This window comes from Streptomyces sp. NPDC002795, assembly GCF_042888725.1.
In the GTDB taxonomy this organism is placed as follows: domain Bacteria; phylum Actinomycetota; class Actinomycetes; order Streptomycetales; family Streptomycetaceae; genus Streptomyces.
This window is the reverse complement of sequence record NZ_JBIAQB010000005.1, coordinates 552,540-569,236: the sequence shown is the minus strand read 5'-3', so window position 1 is coordinate 569,236 and position 16,697 is coordinate 552,540. Positions and strand designations below refer to the sequence as shown.

Sequence of the window (16,697 nt, the reverse complement as noted above, 5' to 3'; positions counted from 1 at the left end):
GCCTCGTGGCGCTCTTCTTCCATGACGCCGCCGACGGGGCCCGCGGCTACTCCGCCTGCCCCGTCCCGAAGTCGAAGTCCTCCACGAAGTAGCTGTCGTGCCGGACGCGGAACTCCTTGAGCTCCTCGGGGCCGCGCTGAGACATCTCCGCGACCCGCTCGAAGTAGTCCTCGCGCGGGGCGCCGGGAGCGAAGAGCATGAGCATGGACACGGGGTCGTCGGTCACATTCTTGAAGGCGTGCAGGCCGCCGGCCGGCACGTACAGGAAGTCTCCCTCCCGGCCCGTCACCCACTTCTCGCCGTCGTAGAGCTCGAGTTCGCCGGACAGGACGTAGAACGACTCCGACATCGCCCGGTGGAAGTGCTCCTTCGCCCCGGCAGACCGCGGGCCCAACACCCCTTTGTAGAGACCGAATTCGCCACCGGTCGACTCCTGCGTGGCGAGGTAGCTGGTGGACCCGCCGGGTGAGGACACCTCCGGCGGGGTGTCGGCGGAGCGGAAGGACGCGCTCACCTCGCCCTTGTCACCGTGGTAGCGGGGCTCCGGGTACCGCATGTTCTCGAAGTACGACATCGTGCGCTCCTTGTCGGCGGGTTGGCCACAAGATTGCCCCGGCTTGGGCGGCGATGGCATCGGACCGGTGAATGATTGACGTGGACCCGCCGGAGGAGGACCAAGGACGTAGGCCGGTGGGAGGTGGACCAGGCCGTAGCTGGCACGCGCCCCGACGCATGCGACTGGCGCAGTCTGCCGTCCGCCTCGGAGTCCTCGTCCTGGAGGGCCAGGAGCGTACGGACGCGCGCGCTGCCTCGCCATGTAGCCACCGGTGTAGCTGCGCGGCAGGCCGTGCGCCGCGCCGCCCACGCATGGGTGATGGCCGCCGGCTGACCGGGAAGTGCCCGCGAGTGGCCCCCTCATGTCACATGCCCCTGAAGCAAAGGGAGTTGCAGAAGTCGGCGGTCCGGCGGACGCGGGGCCGCACTGCCCCCGTCAGCGCTTGTGCGGTGCCCGCAGCTCCACCGCGTCGAGGAGCAGCCCGAGGACCGTCTCGAACTGGTCGTCCTCGTCCGCGGCGGCCAGATGCGGGGCGACCGACGCGAGGTGCGGATAGGCGGTCGGCGACACGGCCAGGTACTCGCGCCGCCAGGCCAGCCGGTCGCCCTCCCGGGCCGCGCTGTCCAAGGCCGCGACGGCGGCCTCCTGCGCGCCCATGGCGAGGGCGGTGTCGGCGAGCGCCCGGTAGTAGCGGGCGGCTTCCCGGTCGCCGAAACCGGCCTGCCGCAGCGCGCCGATGACGAGGTCCGCGCCCCGGAACTCGGCGTCGCGGCGGGAGACCCGGCCGGCCACGACGGCGGCGACCCGCGGGTGGGTGAGGCAGGCCCCGCGTACGCGGCGGGCCAGGCCGGCCAGCGTCTCGCGCCAGGTGTCGGCCGGCTCGTACCCCGTGACCGCCTCCTCGATCAGCTGCTCGGCGAGCCCGAGGAGGATCTCCTCCTTGCCGGAGAAGTGGCGCAGCACGGCGGTGTGGTTGGAGCCGAGTTCGGCGCCGAGGCGGCGCAGGGTGAGGGCGTCGGGGCCCTCGCGTTCGACGAGGGCGCGGGCGGCGTCCAGGATCCGGTCCCGGTTGAGCGCGGTGGACGGTGGCCGTCCGCGCCGGGCGGCTCGGGCGGCCGGTGCCGGGGTGCTGCCGCCGTGGTCTGTCATGGCGCCAATCCTATGCACCGGCCCGCCACGTCACTGCGTCGTCGCCAGGTGGGTGACCAGGGCCGAAAGCGCCGCCACGGTCTCGGCGTCCCGGTCCGGATCCTCGGCCACGGGCCAGGCGCTCGTCTTCACCACGACGACGTCCGCCACCGGATCGACCCACAGGAACTGCCCGTAGATCCCAAGACCGGTGAACGCGCGGTGCTCGCCGCCGAGCGTCCACCACTGGTTCGCGTAGCCGTAGTGCGCGGGATACAGCTCGCCGAGCGCTCCCGGCCGCAGCAACTCCTTCCCGCTCCCGCGTCCGCGCTCGACCCACTCCTGCGGGACGACCTGCTCCCCGTCGACGGACCCGCCGCGCGCCATGAGCAGCCCCACCCGGGCCATGTCCCGCACGGTCGCATTGAACGATCCGCCGCCGACGGCGGTCCGCGGCCGGCTGCGCGAGAGCCCGTAGTACGCGCCCGTCTCCGCGCCGATCCTGCTCCACAGCCGCTCGGAGGCGTACCGCGCGAGCGGCATGCCGGTGGCGCCCTCCAGGACCCAGCCCAGGACTTGCGAATCGAGGGTCGAGTAGTTGAAGAACGTGCCGGGGGCCGCACCGGTGTCGACGGACCGGACCACATCCAGCACCGAGCCCCGCCCGGTCACGGCCCGCATCAGACGGTTGACGGGGGCCTGCGGGTCCTCGTAGTCCTCGACCCCGCCGGCCCCGCTCGTCATGTCGAGCAGATCCGCGACCGTCGGCCCGTCGTAGGCCGACCCGGCCAGTTCGGGGCAGTACGTCACCACCTTGTCGTCGAGCGAGCCCAACGCGCCCTCCGCCAGGGCGATTCCGAGCAGTACGGACGTCACCGACTTGGTGAGCGAGAAGAGCTGGAAGCGGCGCGCCGGAGCGCCGAACCGGCCCGGGTAGCTCTCGTGCACGAGCCGCCCGCGGTGCAGGACGGCGAACCCCGTGGTGTGCGTCCGCGCGTGCAGCTGCTCCAGGGTGTGGCGCGCGCCCCGGAACTCGTACGTGAATCCGGGCGGCAGCTCCCCCTGCGGCAGCGGGCGCACCCGCGCGGCGGCGGGCACGGCCGCCACCGGGAGCACCGTCGACATGTGCGTGAACGTCCACTCGTTCATGGGCCGCCGGAACGCGACCTCCTCCTGGTGCCGCCACAGCCAGGCCATCCCTGCCCCGGCGGCCGCGACCGCCGTTCCGCCTGCCATCCATCGCGCGGTGCGTGCCATACGTGTGCTCCCGAGGGCTCCAACCGATTTATGAACCGATGGTGACACCGGTGGTTCGCCCAGGGCAATGGGGCTGCGGCAGAGCTTTGCCTCCCGCGGCTCGCCGTGCGCCGCCCGGCAGACCGGGTCACGCTGGAACCGGGCCCCACAGGCGGCCTCACGTAGCGACAGGGAACGACAGGGAGCACACGCATGGCAGGCCATGTGCTGGTCGGAGCCGACGGGTCCGAGTCGAGTCTGGAGGCGGTGGCCGTCGCGGCCCGGGAGGCGCGACAGCGTGGCCTCGGGCTGCGTATCGTGCACGCCTTCATCTGGCCGAAGATGCGTGCCGCCGGGCTCGCCGCGGCGGCGGAAGCGCTGCGCGGACAGGCCGACACCCTGCTGGCGGCGGCCGTCGAGCACGCCCGCGCCGCGGAGCCCGACCTCGGCGACGTCGAGGGCGAGGTCGCGACGGGTGAGCCGCTGACCGTCCTGGCGGTCCGCTCGGCGGACGCGGACCTGGTGGTCGTCGGCAGCCGTGGCCTGGGCGCCTTCACAGGGCTCATGATCGGCTCGGTCGCGGTGTACCTGGCCGCCCACGCCGAGTGCCCCGTCCTGGTCGTCCGGGGGCGGCCCGACGCGGACGGCCTCGTCGCCGTCGCGGTCGACTCGTCGGGCGACGCGCGGGCCGCGGTCGACGCCGCGTTCGGCGAGGCCGAGCGCCGGGGCACCGGACTGCTGGCCCTGCACGTCTGGAACACGTGGAGCGCCGAGGGCCCGGACCACCGGCCCGGCGCGCTGGCCCCGCTGGTGTCCAACATCAGCGAACTGCGCAAGCAGGCCGGGCAGACCCTCACCGACGCCCTCGCCCCCGGCCTGATCGCGCACCCGCACATCTCCGTGGAGCGGCGCCTGCTGGAGGGCAGGGTGCGCCCCACCCTGATCGAGGCGTCCAAGGAGGCCCGGATGATCGTCACGGGCGCCCGGGGCAGAGGCGGCTTCAAGGGCCTGATCATGGGCTCGGTCAGCCAGGCCCTGCTCCTTCACGCCCACTGCCCGGTTCTCGTCGTGCGGGGCGGCGCGGAGCACCACGCGTGACCGCTGAGGGCGAGGACCCGGTGACCGCTCCTCACCGTGTGTGACGTCACGGTTGGACACCCACCGGGCGCGTCTGGCAAGGTCGCCCGTCCGATCCCGTGAAACCCGATGGGAGGGGCGCGATGACCGAAGTGAACACCATCAGCGTCGAGGAAGCGACAGCCGTCGCCCGGCTGCGCATGAACACGACGACGCTTGACATCCCCAAGGACTTCGACCGCTGGTCGCCCGACGAGATGTCCGACTGGCTGGAGCAGACCGAGGACGACCCGGACGTCTCCGACACCGACTTCTACGAAGCCCAGCAGACCGTGCACCGCGTGCTCGGTGTCGAGGACGCCTGACGGCAGCCCGGCTTCAGCCGCGCTCGCCGTACGCCGCCGCGATCTCCTGCGGTGACGCCCACCGGCTGTACGTCGGTGACTTGGGCCAACCCGCGGGGGAGTCCTGCCACTCCTCCTGCCGGCCGTACGGCAGCAGGTCCACCAGGCCGAACAGATAGCTCAGTTGCTCTGTGCCGCGGCCGTCCGTGTGCCAGGTGCGGTACACCGAGTCGCCGTCGCGCAGGAACACGTTGACCGCGAAACCGGCGTTCGGCGGCGCGCCGAGGTCGGCGCCGAACGGGCTGTTCGCGGTGGAGTACCAGGTCATCGTGTTGCCGACCTTGCGCCGGTACGCGAGCGCCTCCTCGATGGGCCCCTGCGTGACGATCACGAAGCGGGCGTCGAACTTCTCGAGCCCCGCGAGCCGCGTGAACTGGGACGTGAAGCCGGTGCAGCCGCCGCACTGCCACTTCGCGCCCGCGTGCCACATGTGGTGATAGACGATCAACTGCGGGTGCTCACCGAAGACTTCGGCGAGCCGCACCGGACCGTCCTCGCCCTCCAGTACGTAGTCGGGCATCTCGACCATCGGCAGCCGGCGCCGCTGCGCGGCGATGGCGTCGAGCTCCCGAGTGGCGGCCTTCTCGCGGACCCGCAGCGCCTCCAGTTCCTTCTCCCACGTGGAGCGGTCGACGATGGGCGGCAGGGCGTTGCCGGTGGTGGACATGGGGCCTCCGGACGGTGGGGCGCTCGCGCGCGTTCTGGTCGTACGAAGGGGTGGACTGCCCGGAGCGCCGAAAGTCATCGGTCGCACTGGCCGGCGTGTGGCGTCCCGAAAGCACTCTCGTAGGGTGCCTTCGGGGGCTCGTCGGCCAAGGGGGCCGTGAAGGACCGGGTACGGGGGAGTGGCATTGCGTATACGCGGACATGGCCGGCGCTTCGGTGGGCGGGCCGCTGCACTGGTGACGGTGGTCCAGCTGGCCATGAGCGGGGCCGTGGCGCCCGGCGCCGCCGCGGAGGAGCAGGTTCGGCTCACGCTCGACGCGCCCGAGGAGTCCGGGCTCTACGACTCCGATGACGGCGTAGGGACACGATTCGACGCGCCAAAGGTACTGGTGCGTCCTGACGGCGGCCCGGCCCGCAATGTCGAGATCACCGTGGACGCCCGGGAGTTGAGGGGCATCGGGTCGGTGTCTCCCGGGCCCCGCTGCACGGGCGACGACGCCGTGTTCCGCTGCCGCGTCACACCGCGCTCCCTGCGTTACGGGACGCACGTCCGCCCGTTCCATCTGTACGGCAAGGACGGCGTCGCCTCCGGGGACGGCGGGACCGTGCATCTCACCGCACGCGCCGAGAACGCCGCGACGGTGCGCGCGGACATGCGGATCGAGATCCAGCCACCGGATCTGACCCTCGGGAAGGAGCGGGTGCCCGGCCTGGTCGAGCCGGGGGAGCCCGTCGCGCTGCGGCCGGGCTTCGCCAACAAGAGCCGCTGGCCGGTCAAGCGGTTCGCGCTGAGCATGAGCGCCTACGGCGGCAATCTGACGCTGGAACACAAGTACCGCAACTGCTGGTACCCCGAGGCCGGGGACGATGCCTCGGCCGAGGGGCTGGCGGGGACCGAACGCGTCTGGTGCGAGTTCGACACACCACTGCCGCCGCACACCGCCTGGCGGATCGCCCGACCGATGATCGGCCACCTGGAAGCGGACATACCTGCGGAGAGCGTCCGCTATCAACTGCCCTACGAGCCACGGGACAAGGCGGTCTACCCGCACCGGGGGAGCGGCCAGGAACTGACGCTCGAACGCGTTCCCACCAGCGACATCCAGGAAGGCGACGATGCCTGGGGCGCACTGATCGTGCGCGGCAGCGCGCAGGTCGACTACGCGCCGGTCGTCGAGGGAGCCGTCCGCGGCAAGGTCGGGCAGACCGTGCAGGTGCGCATCGGCGCGCGCAACGTCAACGGGGGCAAGCTGCCCGGCGTCAACCCGGACCGCTTCGAGATCGTCCCGCCCGAGGGCACGACGATCACCGATACGCCGTACACGGTGGACGGCGACCCCATGAAGAACGCGTGCGCTCCCACGGGCAAGGGCTCCCGCGCGTGGCGGTGCGGCCTGAGCAGTGACGCGTTCGACCAGATCGACGGCCGCGAGGGCGCCCACACGTCCGTCACCGTCCGCATCCGCATCGACGACGACGTGCCCGGTGCACGCGGCACGGTCCGCGTCATCGGCAGGTACGACCGCACCCACGGCAACGACAGCGCCGCGCTGTTGACCGACATCAACGGCCGCGTGCCGTCCATCTCCCCGTTCGCCATCGGCGGGGCGGCCGCGGGCGGGGCCGTCGTCGTGGTGGGCGGACTCGTGCTGGCGCGCCGGTACCGGAGGAACCGGCGCGGCTCGCTCAGTGCTTGATGCCCACGCCGGCCAGCAGGCTGATCTCGGCGTCCGCGATCTCCGTCCCGTCCTCCGGGTCGTCGCGGCGCCAGCGGTGGCAGCAGATGATGCCGGGGTCGATCAGGTCGAGCCCGTCGAAGAAGCGGCGGACGTCGCTGTGCGAACGGAACTGCACCGGGGTCCCGGAGTTGGTGTACGCCTCCGCCACCCCGTTCCACGTCTCGGGGTCGAAGTCGGGCGTGCAGTGGTTCATGGCGAGGGCGCTGCCCGGCGGGAGCGGTTCGAGCAGCCGGCGCACGATGGCGTACGGGTCGTGCGGGTCGGTGACGAAGTGCATCAGCGCGTTGAGGGACAGCGCGATGGGCTTGTCGAAGTCCAGGACCTCGGCGTCCTGCACGGCGTCCAACAGGGAGTCGGGGTCGGTGACGTTGGCCTCGATGTAGGCCGTGCGCCCCTGGGACGTGCTGCGCATGAGGCGCTCGGCGTACTTGAGGACGAGCGGGTCGTTATCGGCGTACACGACGCGGGCCTCGGGCACCAGGGACTGGGCGACCTGGTGCAGATTGGGCTCGGTGGGGATGCCGGTGCCGATGTCGAGCCACTGGCGGATGCCGTGCTCCTGCGCCAGGACGCGGGTGGCCCGGTGCATGAACGCCCGGTTCTCGCGGGCGGTGACAGGGAGGCCGGGGTGGGCCTTCGCGGCGACCATGGCCGCCTCCTTGTCGACCTCGAAGTGGTCCTTGCCACCGAGGAAGTAGTCGTACATCCGGGCCGAGTGGGCCTTGCTCGTGTCGAGGTCCCGGCCGGACTGCCTGGTGGTCATGTGCTCCCCTTCATAGGTGTGACTGTCGGTCCACAGGCAGGGAACGCGACCGGCGTCGGCGCCCCTCCCGCGGGCCGCCGGTTCATCCGGCGGCCAAGTGATCGGCCAGGCCCTGCTTGACACCGCGGACGAACGCGGCGATCTCCTCCGGCGTGTAGATCAGCGCGGGACCGGCCGGGTCGGTCGACTGCCGTACGGCCACGCGGCCGTCGGCGAGCAGTTTCGTCTCGACGCACTGCCCCCCGTTGGGCCCGCTCCAGGGACGCTCCCAGCCCTGCTCCCCGAGGTTGCGGGCCGGCATCCCGTTGTAGACGCCCTCTTCGACGACCGTCATGTTGAGTACTCCTTGCGCATACGGTTCAAGAGCGCCCTGCTGTCGTCCGACGACGTCAGCAGCGCCATGCGCGAATGCGCCTCAAGATGGGCGACCACGTCCGCGCGCTGGTCCAAATAGACGGATGCGGACAGGAGTTCGCTGTAAACGATGTCGGGCAGCTCGGGTTCCTCGAACCGGAAGTACGTGAACGGGGCGCACGCCCCGACATGCGCGCCTGCGGAGAAGGGCACGATGTCCAGGCTGATGTGCGGCAGCTCCGACAGATCCAGGAGGCGCTCGATCTGCTCCTGCATCACGTCGGCGCTGCCCACCTCCTTGTGCAGGACGGCCTCCTCCATGACCACCCACAGCGTGGGGGCGTCCTCCTTGTCCAGGAGGCCCTGGCGGCGCAGTCGCAGCTCCACGCGGCGCTCGAGATCCTCCTCGCTGCCGTTCGGCAGCCCGCCGCGCAGCACCGCGCGCGCGTAGTCGGGGGTCTGCAAGAGGCCCGTGACGTACTGGGGTTCGTAGGTGCGCAGGGTCTTGGCGTCGGTCTCCAGGCTGACGTAGGCCGTGAACCAGTTCGGGACGGCGTCCCGGTAGGAGTGCCACCAGCCCGGCTCGTTGGCCTGCTCGGCCAGGTCGACGAACTCGTCTATCTCCTGGCGGTCCGCGCCGAAGGTCTCCAGGAGCTTCTCCACATAGAGAGGCTTCAGCGCGACTTCGGCCTTTTCCAGCCGGCGGATCGTCAGGGTCTTCACGCGCAGGGCTCTTGCCGCGTCCTCCAGCGAGGCACCGGCAGCCAGACGCCTGTCCTGCAGCCGACGGCCGAGGATCATGCGCAGCACTGTCGGCGCGCTGGTGCCGACCCGGGCCTCACCCACGCCCAACCTCCTGAGGATTCGTCAACAAGACCATTCTTGCAGTGACTTATTGACGACGCCAGGGTGATAGACGCCTTTCTGAAATTATCAGGGAGTCGGTTGCAGCGTGAGCACGATCACGCGCATAGTTGCTGTAGCCCGCACCCCACACCGCGCCCGCACCACCGCGGAAGGCACTGGAAGGCGACATTCGTGACACTCCCCACGCCCCTGGCCCCGGCTTCGTCCCCCGCCTTGGCAGCCACCGCGCCCGGCCGGGAGTTCTGGTTCGGCCTGCCTGCCCTGCGTACGAGCGCGAGATCCGCCCGCGACACCGTGCGCGAGCGCCTCCGGTCCTGGGAGGTGCCCGGTGACACGTGCTGTGACGCGGTGCTGCTGGTGTCCGAGCTGACCACGAACGCGCTGCTGCACACCGACAGCGATCAGGTCCTGTGCGGGCTCAGGCTGACCGGCGACGAGCGGAGCCTGCGCATCGAACTCCACGACGACGGCCCCACGCCGGTGCAACCGCCCGAGCGCCGCGCAGGACCCGGCGAGGAGGGCGGGCGGGGCCTGTTCCTCGTGCAGCAGCTCGCGGACCGCTGGGGCTCAGCACGCTCGACGCGGGCCGAAGGAAAGGTCGTCTGGGCCGAGTTGACGGCCTTTTCCTGAGCCCCTGGAGACGGCTGGGGCCGCACGGCTCCGCTCTTCCACCTTCGCGCGGCGAGGAATCCATTTTCCTCGATCCACTGACAGGAGGCGCCCATGACCCCCCACTGCGACACCGCTTCACCCGCCGTGCTGTACGTATGTGCCGACCGGACCCCGGGCACGCCCGGGACGGCCACGCAGTGCGCGCAGACCGAAGGCCGCGCGTTCGCCCAGGAGCGCGGCCTGACGATCGCCGAGGTCGTCACCGACACCTACGGCGAGCCCGACCCGGCCCGGCGCACCGGCTGGCGGCGGGTGCGGCAGCTGGTCAGGACCGGCGACGTCACCGCGGTCCTCGTCCGCTGGCCCAGCGCCATCGCCCCGGAGTCCGCGCACGAACTGCGGCACAGAGAGACCAGCTGGCTCCAGGACCACGGTGTGCGCGTCCGCTACACCTGGGCGCCGCTCACGCGTCCAGGCCCCCTCGCTTGACGAGCTGAGCCGCGATCACGTTCCGCTGGATCTCGTTCGTGCCCTCGCCGACGATCATCAGCGGCGCGTCGCGGAAGTAGCGTTCGACGTCGTACTCGGTGGAGTAGCCGTAACCACCGTGAATCCGGACGGCGTTGAGCGCGATCTCCATCGCCGCCTCGGACGCGTACAGCTTCGCCATCCCCGCCTCCATGTCGACCCGCCGGCCCGCGTCGTACTCCCGGGCAGCGTGCAGGGTCAGCTGGCGGGCCGCGGTGAGCTTGGTGGCCATGTCGGCGAGGTAGTGGCCGATCGCCTGGTGCTGCCAGATCGGCTTGCCGAACGACTCCCGCTCCTGCGCGTAGGCGAGCGAGTCCTCCAGGGCGGCACGGCCGACGCCGAGGGCGCGCGAGGCGACTTGGAGACGGCCGGTCTCCAGGCCCTTCATCATCTGGCCGAACCCCTTGCCCTCCGCCCCGCCGAGGACACTGCCGGCGGCGGCGACGTATCCGTCGAAGGACAGCTCGCAGCTCTCGACCCCCTTGTAGCCCAGCTTCGGCAGGTCGCGGGAGACGGTCAGGCCAGGGCCGTGCTCGACGAGCAGGATCGAGATGCCGCGGTGGGTCGGCTCGGCGTCCGGATCGGTCTTGCACAGCAGGGCGATGAGCCCGGAGCGGCGGGAGTTGGTGATCCACGTCTTGGAGCCGTTCACGGCATACGTGCCGTCGTCCTGGCGGCGGGCCGTGGTGCGCATCGCCTGGAGGTCGCTGCCGCCGCCCGGTTCGGTCAGCGCCATCGTCGCGCGCAGCTCGCCGGTCGCCATGCGGGGCAGATACGCCGCCTTCTGCTCCTCGGTCCCGTAGAGGGTGAGCAGCTTGGCGACGACGGTGTGCCCGCCCATGGCGCCCGCGAGGCTCATCCAGCCGCGCGCGAGCTCCTCGGTGATCAGGACATAGGCGGGCATGGAGACCGGGGTGCCGCCGAACTCCTCCGGGACGGCTAGCCCGTAGATGCCCATCTCCTTCATCTGCTCGATGAGGGCTTCGGGATAGGTGTTGGAGTGATCCAACTCCTGTGCGACCGGCTTGACGTGCTTGTCGACGAAGTCGTGCACGGTCTCGACGACGAACCGCTCGTCGGTGTCCAGGGCGTCCAGGGTGCTCACGGGGCCTTCTCCTCTGCTTGCTGTCTTGTCGCGGTGTCCGGTCCCTGTGGGCCGGGCGGTGTCAGATCGTGCCCGCTGCGCGCAGGCCCGCGATCTGCTCGGCGGTACGTCCCCGCTCCGTCAGGAGGCGTTCGGTGTGCTCGCCGAGGGCCGGGACCGGGTCCATCCGGGGGTCGATGCCGGCCAGGTCGGCCGGAGGTCGCAGCGCCTGGACGGGGCCGCCGGGGGTGCCGACCTCGTGCCAGCGTCCACGCCCTGCGAGCACCGGGTGGTCGAGGAACTCGGCGACGTCGTTGACACCCGCGTTCGCGATGCCCGCCGCGTCGAGCGCCTCGGCGGCGTCGGCGCCGTCGCACCGCAGGAAGCGCTCGGCGATGACGACGTTCAGCTCGTCGCGGTGGGCGACGCGGGCGGAGCCGTTGGCGAAGCGCGGGTCCTCGGCCAACTCGGGCCGCGTGAGGAACTGTTCGCACAGGGCGCGCCACTCGCGTTCGTTCTGTACGGAGATCAGGATCTGCTTGCCGTCACGCGCGGTGTAGGCGCCGTACGGGGCGATGGTGGCGTGCTGGGTGCCGATGCGCGGCGGCTGCGTACCGCCGTAGCGGGTGTAGTTGGCGGGCTGGCCCATCCACTCGGCGAGCGCCTCGAACAGTGACACCTCCACGGCGTGCGCGACGCCCGTGGTGGCGCGAGTGAACAGGGCGGTGAGGATGCCGGTGTAGGCGTACATCCCGGCGGCGATGTCGGCGATCGACACGCCCGCCCGCGCGGCCTCCCGCGCCGTGCCGGTGAGCGAGACCAGGCCGGTCTGGCACTGCACCAGCATGTCGTACGCCTTGCGGTCGGCCCAGGGCCCGCTGGTGCCGTAGCCGGAGACGGTGCACGGGATCAGGCGCGGGTACGTCTCGGCCAGCGTGGCCGCGTCGAGGCCGAGGCGGGCGGCGGCGCCAGGGCCGAGGTTCTGCACGAACACGTCGGCGTCCGCGAGGATTTCGTCGAGGAGCTCGCGGCCGGCCGGCGACTTCACGTCCAGCGTCAGCGACTCCTTGCCGCGGTTCAGCCAGACGAAATAGCTGGACTCGCCGTGCACCGTGGTGTCGTAGCGGCGGGCGAAGTCGCCTCCGTCGGGCCGCTCCACCTTGATGACGCGGGCGCCGAGGTCGGCCAGCTGCCGGGTGGCGAAGGGCGCGGCCACGGCCTGTTCGAGGCTGACGACGGTGATCCCGGTCAGCGGGTGCTTCGGCGGTGCGGCGGCACGGTCGGTCGTCCCGGTCATGCGGTGACCTCCAGGAGCGGGGGTGGTCATATGGGCGCACGGGGGTGGCAGGCAGCCGGTCGCTCCGTGACGACTAACATCATGGGTCTTCATGGCAATGCTCGGGAAATAGCAAATCGTGATGCCACCATGCGCGGCGCGGATGGCGGGCGAGGGGCGGGACGCGATGGACATCAAACAGCTCAAGGCGCTGGTGACGGTGGCCGAGGTCGGCAGCGTCACGCGGGCCGCGACGGTCCTGCACCTGGTGCAGCCCGCCGTCACCCGCCAGATCCGCACCCTGGAGGAGGAGTTGGGCGTGCCCCTCTTCGAGCGGACGCGGCAGGGCATGCGGCCGACCGAGGCCGGGGCGGCCGTCGTGGAGCGGGCCCGGCGGGCGCTGTACGAGCTGGAGCGGGCCCGCGCGGAGGTGCGGCCCACGCCCGGTGAGGTGTCCGGCATCGTGACCGTCGGCCTGCTGGAGAGCACCCTCGAACTGCTCGCGGAACCACTGGTGACGGCCATGCGCGAGGCCCACCCGGGCGTTCAGCTGCGAGTGATGACCGCGTACTCCGGCCACCTCCAGCAGTGGCTCGACGACGGCGACCTCGATCTGTCGCTGCTCTACAACCTAGACAGCGCGCCCTCCTTGAACGTACGGCCCCTGGTGCGCGAGCGGCTGTGGGTGGCGGCCCCGCCGTCGGCGGGGCTCCGCGCCGAGCGCCCCGTCCCGTTCGCTCAGGCGGCGGCGCGGCCCCTGGTGATGCCGACGTCCGGGCACGCGCTGCGCGCGCTCATCGAATCGGCGGCGGCCGGTGCCGGTGTCCGCATCGAGGTGGCGGCGCAGACCAACTCGATGCCCGTACAGAAGCAACTCACGCGGGCCGGACACGGCTGGACCGTACTGCCCGGCGTGGGCATCGCCGAGGACGTCGCGGCGGGGGAGCTCAGCGCCGCGCCGCTCTGCGAGCCCGCCGCGTGGCGCTCCATCGTGCTGGGCACACCCCGCGCCGGCCGCACACCGCCCGCCGTGAACGTCGTCGCGCAAGAGCTGGTGCGACAGGTCAACGCCGCCGTGGAGAGCGGCAGATGGCCGTCGGCGCGGCTTCCGGAGGCGGACGGCGCTCCATCGGAGCCCCGCTGAGCCCGTGGCCTCCGATGCGGCCTCCCATGCGTCCGGCGCATGGACACATCACGAGTTTCTATTGTTCCGCATCCCGCATCAGCGCTCATGATGAGTGGCGTTCCGGACCGACCCACCACCTCGTATCGAGCACTGAGCACGGAGACGCCACGGATGAGCCAGACACCAGCCTCCAGCCCACCCTCCCGCGTCACCGCGAACGTCGTGCGCGGCTGCCTGGGCAACCTCATCGAGTGGTACGACTGGTTTGCCTACGCCACCTTCAGCGTCTACTTCGCACCGGTGTTCTTCCCGGAGGGCAGCCAGACCGCCCAACTCCTGTCCACCGCCGTGGTGTTCGCGGTCGGCTTCCTCATGCGCCCGCTCGGCGGCTGGCTCCTCGGCGCGTACGCGGACCGGTTCGGCCGACGGCGGGCACTGACCCTCTCCGTGCTGCTGATGAGCGCGGGCTCACTCGTCATCGCCCTGTCGCCGGGACACGAGGTCATCGGACTGTGGGCGCCCGCACTCCTCGTCGTGGCGCGACTGGCCCAAGGCCTGTCCGTCGGCGGCGAGTTCGGCTCCAGCGCCTCGTACCTCTCCGAGGTGGCACCGAGCGGGCGGCGCGGCTTCTACTCCAGCTTCCAGTACGTGTCCATCGTGCTCGGCCAGCTCTCCGCGCTGCTCGTGGCGATCATCCTGCAGAACGTGCTTACCGAGGCCCAACTGGCGAGCTGGGGCTGGCGCATCCCGTTCGTCATCGGAGCGGTGGCAGGGCTCACCGTCATGTACCTGCGGCGCACCATGGAGGAGTCCGCGCACTTCCAGAAGGAGCAGGCCCGCGCCACCGAGGGTGAACGCAAGGGACTCATCGCCCTGTTCAAGGAGTACCCGCGACAGCTGCTCGCCGTGTTCGGCCTCGCCATCGGCGGCACCGTCGCCTTCTACACGTACACGACGTATCTGCAGAAGTACCTCGTGAACACCGCGGGCATCCCCAAGTCGACCGTGACGGTCATCGGCTTCGCCGCCCTCTTCGTATACATGCTGTTGCAGCCGCTGGTCGGCGCGCTGTCCGACCGCGTGGGCCGCCGCCCCGTCATGTTCGCCTTCTCGATCGGCTGCATGGTGCTCACGGTCCCGGTGATGACCTTCCTGGGACACACCAGCAACCCGTGGGTCGCGTTCCTCCTGATGACCCTCGCCCTCGCGTTCGTCACCGGGTACTCGGCCCTCGCCGCCATCGTCAAGGCCGAGATGTTCCCCACCAAGGTGCGCGCCCTGGGTGTCGGCCTCCCGCACGCACTCGTCACCGCCACCTTCGGCGGGCTGACCGAGCCGATCGCGCTGGCCCTGAAGCAGAACGGGCACGAGACCGTGTTCTTCTGGTACGTCACCGGGTGCGTCGCCCTCACGCTGCTCGCCACGCTCCTCGTGCGCGAACCGTCCCGCGACTCCCGGCTGGAGACCGACCTTGATGTCACGGTCGCCCCCGCCAAGCCCGACGCCACGACCCCCGCGTGACGCCCGCCCCTCAACGGAAGGCAAGCCCCACCATGCAACCCGCCGCCTCCACGCCATCCCTCGGCTCCTACGTGGAGTCCTGGGCGCCCTCCGCGACGACGGACGGGGACGCGCTGCCCCCGGGCCCGGCCGCCGCCCTCTCGGCCGTCCTCGACCTGCCCGAACCGGCCGCGAAGGCGGGCGATCGGCTGCCCCCGCTGTGGCAGTGGCTGTACTTCCTGGAGTGGCCCGCACAGCGCGAACTCGGCCCCGACGGACACCTCGGCGACGCCCGCTTCCTGCCGCCGATCCCCGACCGGCAGCGCATGTTCGCGGGCGGCCGCGTGAACGTCGAGGAGCCACTGCGACTCGGTGAACCGGCCGAACGCGTCTGCGGCCTCGCCTCCGTCACACCCAAGAGCGGCCGCAGCGGCGAACTGCTCTTCGTCACCGAACGCCGCGAGTTCCGCCAGGCGGGCCGCACCTGCCTCGTCGAGGAACAGGACATCGTCTACCGCTCGGGCCGCAGCGCTACGGCCGGACATCCCACCACGGTCGACAGCACGACCCTCCCGCACTCCGAGGCCCCCTGGCAGCTGCGCGCCCAGCCGGACGAGCGGCAGCTGTTCCGGGTCAGCGCCCTGACCGCGAACGCCCACCGCATCCACTACGACACCCCGTACTGCCGCGACATCGAGGGGTACCCCGGTCTCGTCGTCCACGGCCCGCTGCTCGCGCTGCTGATGCTGGACCTGGTACGACGCAACTCGCCCGAACGACAGGTGAGTTCGCTCTCCTACCGCTTGCACCGTCCCGTCTTCGCCGGGGAACACCTGCTGGCCGCCGGGACACCGACGGCAGACGGCCGGGGCGCCCAACTCGGCGTCGCGACCCACCGGGAGGCACGACACGCCTCCGCGGAGGTGACCTTCGTATGACCGCCGCATCCGCCGCATCCGTCACATCCGACGGCCGCGAGGCGATCGTCGCCGCGCGCAGTTTCCTCTTCGTCCCCGGCGACCGGCCCGACCGTTTCGCCAAGGCACACGCCTGCGGCGCCGACCTCGTCATCATCGACCTGGAGGACGCGGTCGCCCCGGCCGACAAGGACGAGGCCCGTACGCATGTCGCTGCCTGGCTGGCCGCCGGCCACCGGCCGGTCGTGCGCGTCAACGCACCCGGCACCCCCTGGTCCGAGGCCGACCTGGCCATGGCGGCGGAACACGGCTGCCCCGTGATGGTGCCCAAGTCCGAGGACCCGGCGGCCCTTTCGGAGATCGCGGCGCGGACGGCCGGCCGCTGTCCGCTCATCGCGCTCATCGAGACCGCGCGCGGCGTGCTGCGCGCCCACGAGGTGAGCGAGGCGCCGGGCGTGGTCCGCCTCGCCTTCGGCAACGTGGACCTCGCCGCCGACCTCGGCGTCGCGCACGACGACCACCTCGCCCTGGCGCACGCCCGCTCCCAGGTGGTGCTCGCCGCTGCCGCCGCGGGCCTGTGCCCGCCGATCGACGGTGTCACCACGGCCGTACGGGACGTGGACGCCCTCACCGCCGATGTCACGCACGGCCGCCGCCTCGGCTTCGCGGGCAAGCTGTGCATCCATCCGGTCCAACTCCCGTCCGTGGCCGCAGGGTTCGCGCCCACCGACGCCGAGCTGTCCTGGGCGCGGTCCGTACTTGCCGCGGGTGACACCGTCACCACCGTCGACGGCCAGATGGTCGACAAGCCCGTCCTGGAACGGGCCCGCCGCCTCCTGGCCCAGGCCGGGCGGACGGGCTGAG

At 71.4% G+C, this 16,697-nt stretch carries 18 protein-coding genes; 9 read left to right on the top strand and 9 right to left on the bottom strand.

Features of this window, described 5'->3' with window-relative positions; translation table 11 throughout:
• Positions 1-46 precede the first annotated feature (46 nt).
• The 3 genes from ACFYWS_RS18720 to ACFYWS_RS18710 all read right to left on the bottom strand — a co-directional run bounded on the left by ACFYWS_RS18720 (position 47) and on the right by ACFYWS_RS18710 (position 2,941).
• Positions 47-574, bottom strand: a complete 528-nt coding sequence (locus ACFYWS_RS18720; RefSeq protein WP_389277269.1) for a cupin domain-containing protein — start codon at positions 572-574, stop codon at positions 47-49.
• 417 nt (positions 575-991) lie between these two features.
• Positions 992-1,705 carry a TetR/AcrR family transcriptional regulator gene (locus ACFYWS_RS18715; RefSeq protein ID WP_389277267.1) on the bottom strand — a complete coding sequence of 238 codons (714 nt, stop codon included), beginning with the start codon at positions 1,703-1,705 and terminating at the stop codon, positions 992-994.
• Between the two features lie 30 nt (positions 1,706-1,735).
• Positions 1,736-2,941 (bottom strand): serine hydrolase domain-containing protein, encoded by a 1,206-nt coding sequence (locus ACFYWS_RS18710; protein ID WP_389277264.1) that lies wholly within the window; start codon positions 2,939-2,941, stop codon positions 1,736-1,738.
• Between the two features lie 192 nt (positions 2,942-3,133).
• Here ACFYWS_RS18710 and ACFYWS_RS18705 point away from each other — a divergent pair, with 192 nt between their 5' ends.
• Together ACFYWS_RS18705 and ACFYWS_RS18700 are read left to right on the top strand one after the other, a co-directional pair.
• The gene (locus tag ACFYWS_RS18705; protein WP_389277261.1) at positions 3,134-4,018 is read left to right on the top strand and encodes a universal stress protein; all 885 of its coding nucleotides are present in this window, start codon (positions 3,134-3,136) and stop codon (positions 4,016-4,018) included.
• A gap of 122 nt (positions 4,019-4,140) precedes the next feature.
• Positions 4,141-4,362, top strand: coding sequence for a hypothetical protein (locus ACFYWS_RS18700; protein WP_326016114.1), 222 nt, complete (start codon positions 4,141-4,143; stop codon positions 4,360-4,362).
• A gap of 13 nt (positions 4,363-4,375) precedes the next feature.
• On the opposite strand, the gene ACFYWS_RS18695 is transcribed toward ACFYWS_RS18700, so the two are convergent.
• Positions 4,376-5,068 (bottom strand): DUF899 domain-containing protein, encoded by a 693-nt coding sequence (locus ACFYWS_RS18695; RefSeq protein WP_389277258.1) that lies wholly within the window; start codon positions 5,066-5,068, stop codon positions 4,376-4,378.
• Between the two features lie 235 nt (positions 5,069-5,303).
• Here ACFYWS_RS18695 and ACFYWS_RS18690 point away from each other — a divergent pair, with 235 nt between their 5' ends.
• Positions 5,304-6,764 (top strand): hypothetical protein, encoded by a 1,461-nt coding sequence (locus tag ACFYWS_RS18690; RefSeq protein WP_389277255.1) that lies wholly within the window; start codon positions 5,304-5,306, stop codon positions 6,762-6,764.
• On the opposite strand, the gene ACFYWS_RS18685 is transcribed toward ACFYWS_RS18690, so the two are convergent.
• The 3 genes from ACFYWS_RS18685 to ACFYWS_RS18675 all read right to left on the bottom strand — a co-directional run bounded on the left by ACFYWS_RS18685 (position 6,754) and on the right by ACFYWS_RS18675 (position 8,769).
• Positions 6,754-7,569 carry an SAM-dependent methyltransferase gene (locus tag ACFYWS_RS18685; RefSeq protein WP_389277253.1) on the bottom strand — a complete coding sequence of 272 codons (816 nt, stop codon included), beginning with the start codon at positions 7,567-7,569 and terminating at the stop codon, positions 6,754-6,756. The genes ACFYWS_RS18690 and ACFYWS_RS18685 overlap by 11 nt on opposite strands.
• An 82-nt stretch (positions 7,570-7,651) precedes the next feature.
• Positions 7,652-7,903 carry a DUF397 domain-containing protein gene (locus tag ACFYWS_RS18680; protein ID WP_389277250.1) on the bottom strand — a complete coding sequence of 84 codons (252 nt, stop codon included), beginning with the start codon at positions 7,901-7,903 and terminating at the stop codon, positions 7,652-7,654.
• Complete coding sequence (locus tag ACFYWS_RS18675) at positions 7,900-8,769, bottom strand: helix-turn-helix domain-containing protein (RefSeq protein ID WP_389277247.1); 870 nt, start codon at positions 8,767-8,769, stop codon at positions 7,900-7,902. The genes ACFYWS_RS18680 and ACFYWS_RS18675 overlap by 4 nt, the downstream gene beginning before the upstream one ends.
• A 192-nt stretch (positions 8,770-8,961) precedes the next feature.
• Between ACFYWS_RS18675 and ACFYWS_RS18670 the strand changes: the two genes are divergently transcribed.
• Both ACFYWS_RS18670 and ACFYWS_RS18665 read left to right on the top strand, forming a co-directional pair.
• On the top strand, positions 8,962-9,420 hold the full coding sequence (locus tag ACFYWS_RS18670; protein WP_389277244.1) for an ATP-binding protein: 459 nt from the start codon (positions 8,962-8,964) through the stop codon (positions 9,418-9,420).
• Positions 9,421-9,513: 93 nt separating this feature from the next.
• On the top strand, positions 9,514-9,891 hold the full coding sequence (locus tag ACFYWS_RS18665; protein ID WP_389277241.1) for a recombinase family protein: 378 nt from the start codon (positions 9,514-9,516) through the stop codon (positions 9,889-9,891).
• Here ACFYWS_RS18665 and ACFYWS_RS18660 read toward each other — a convergent pair.
• The gene (locus tag ACFYWS_RS18660; protein WP_389277239.1) at positions 9,866-11,035 is read right to left on the bottom strand and encodes an acyl-CoA dehydrogenase family protein; all 1,170 of its coding nucleotides are present in this window, start codon (positions 11,033-11,035) and stop codon (positions 9,866-9,868) included. The genes ACFYWS_RS18665 and ACFYWS_RS18660 overlap by 26 nt on opposite strands.
• A 61-nt stretch (positions 11,036-11,096) precedes the next feature.
• Complete coding sequence (locus ACFYWS_RS18655) at positions 11,097-12,311, bottom strand: CaiB/BaiF CoA transferase family protein (RefSeq protein WP_389277236.1); 1,215 nt, start codon at positions 12,309-12,311, stop codon at positions 11,097-11,099.
• A 121-nt stretch (positions 12,312-12,432) separates the two neighbouring features.
• Here ACFYWS_RS18655 and ACFYWS_RS18650 point away from each other — a divergent pair, with 121 nt between their 5' ends.
• The 4 genes from ACFYWS_RS18650 (at position 12,433) to ACFYWS_RS18635 (ending at position 16,696) form a co-directional block, all read left to right on the top strand.
• On the top strand, positions 12,433-13,434 hold the full coding sequence (locus ACFYWS_RS18650) for a LysR family transcriptional regulator (protein ID WP_389277233.1): 1,002 nt from the start codon (positions 12,433-12,435) through the stop codon (positions 13,432-13,434).
• Positions 13,435-13,587: 153 nt separating this feature from the next.
• Complete coding sequence (locus ACFYWS_RS18645) at positions 13,588-14,937, top strand: MFS transporter (protein WP_389277230.1); 1,350 nt, start codon at positions 13,588-13,590, stop codon at positions 14,935-14,937.
• 32 nt (positions 14,938-14,969) lie between these two features.
• The gene (locus ACFYWS_RS18640; RefSeq protein WP_389277227.1) at positions 14,970-15,854 is read left to right on the top strand and encodes a hypothetical protein; all 885 of its coding nucleotides are present in this window, start codon (positions 14,970-14,972) and stop codon (positions 15,852-15,854) included.
• Positions 15,851-16,696, top strand: coding sequence for an HpcH/HpaI aldolase/citrate lyase family protein (locus ACFYWS_RS18635; protein WP_389277224.1), 846 nt, complete (start codon positions 15,851-15,853; stop codon positions 16,694-16,696). The genes ACFYWS_RS18640 and ACFYWS_RS18635 overlap by 4 nt, the downstream gene beginning before the upstream one ends.
• Position 16,697: the final 1 nt, after the last annotated feature.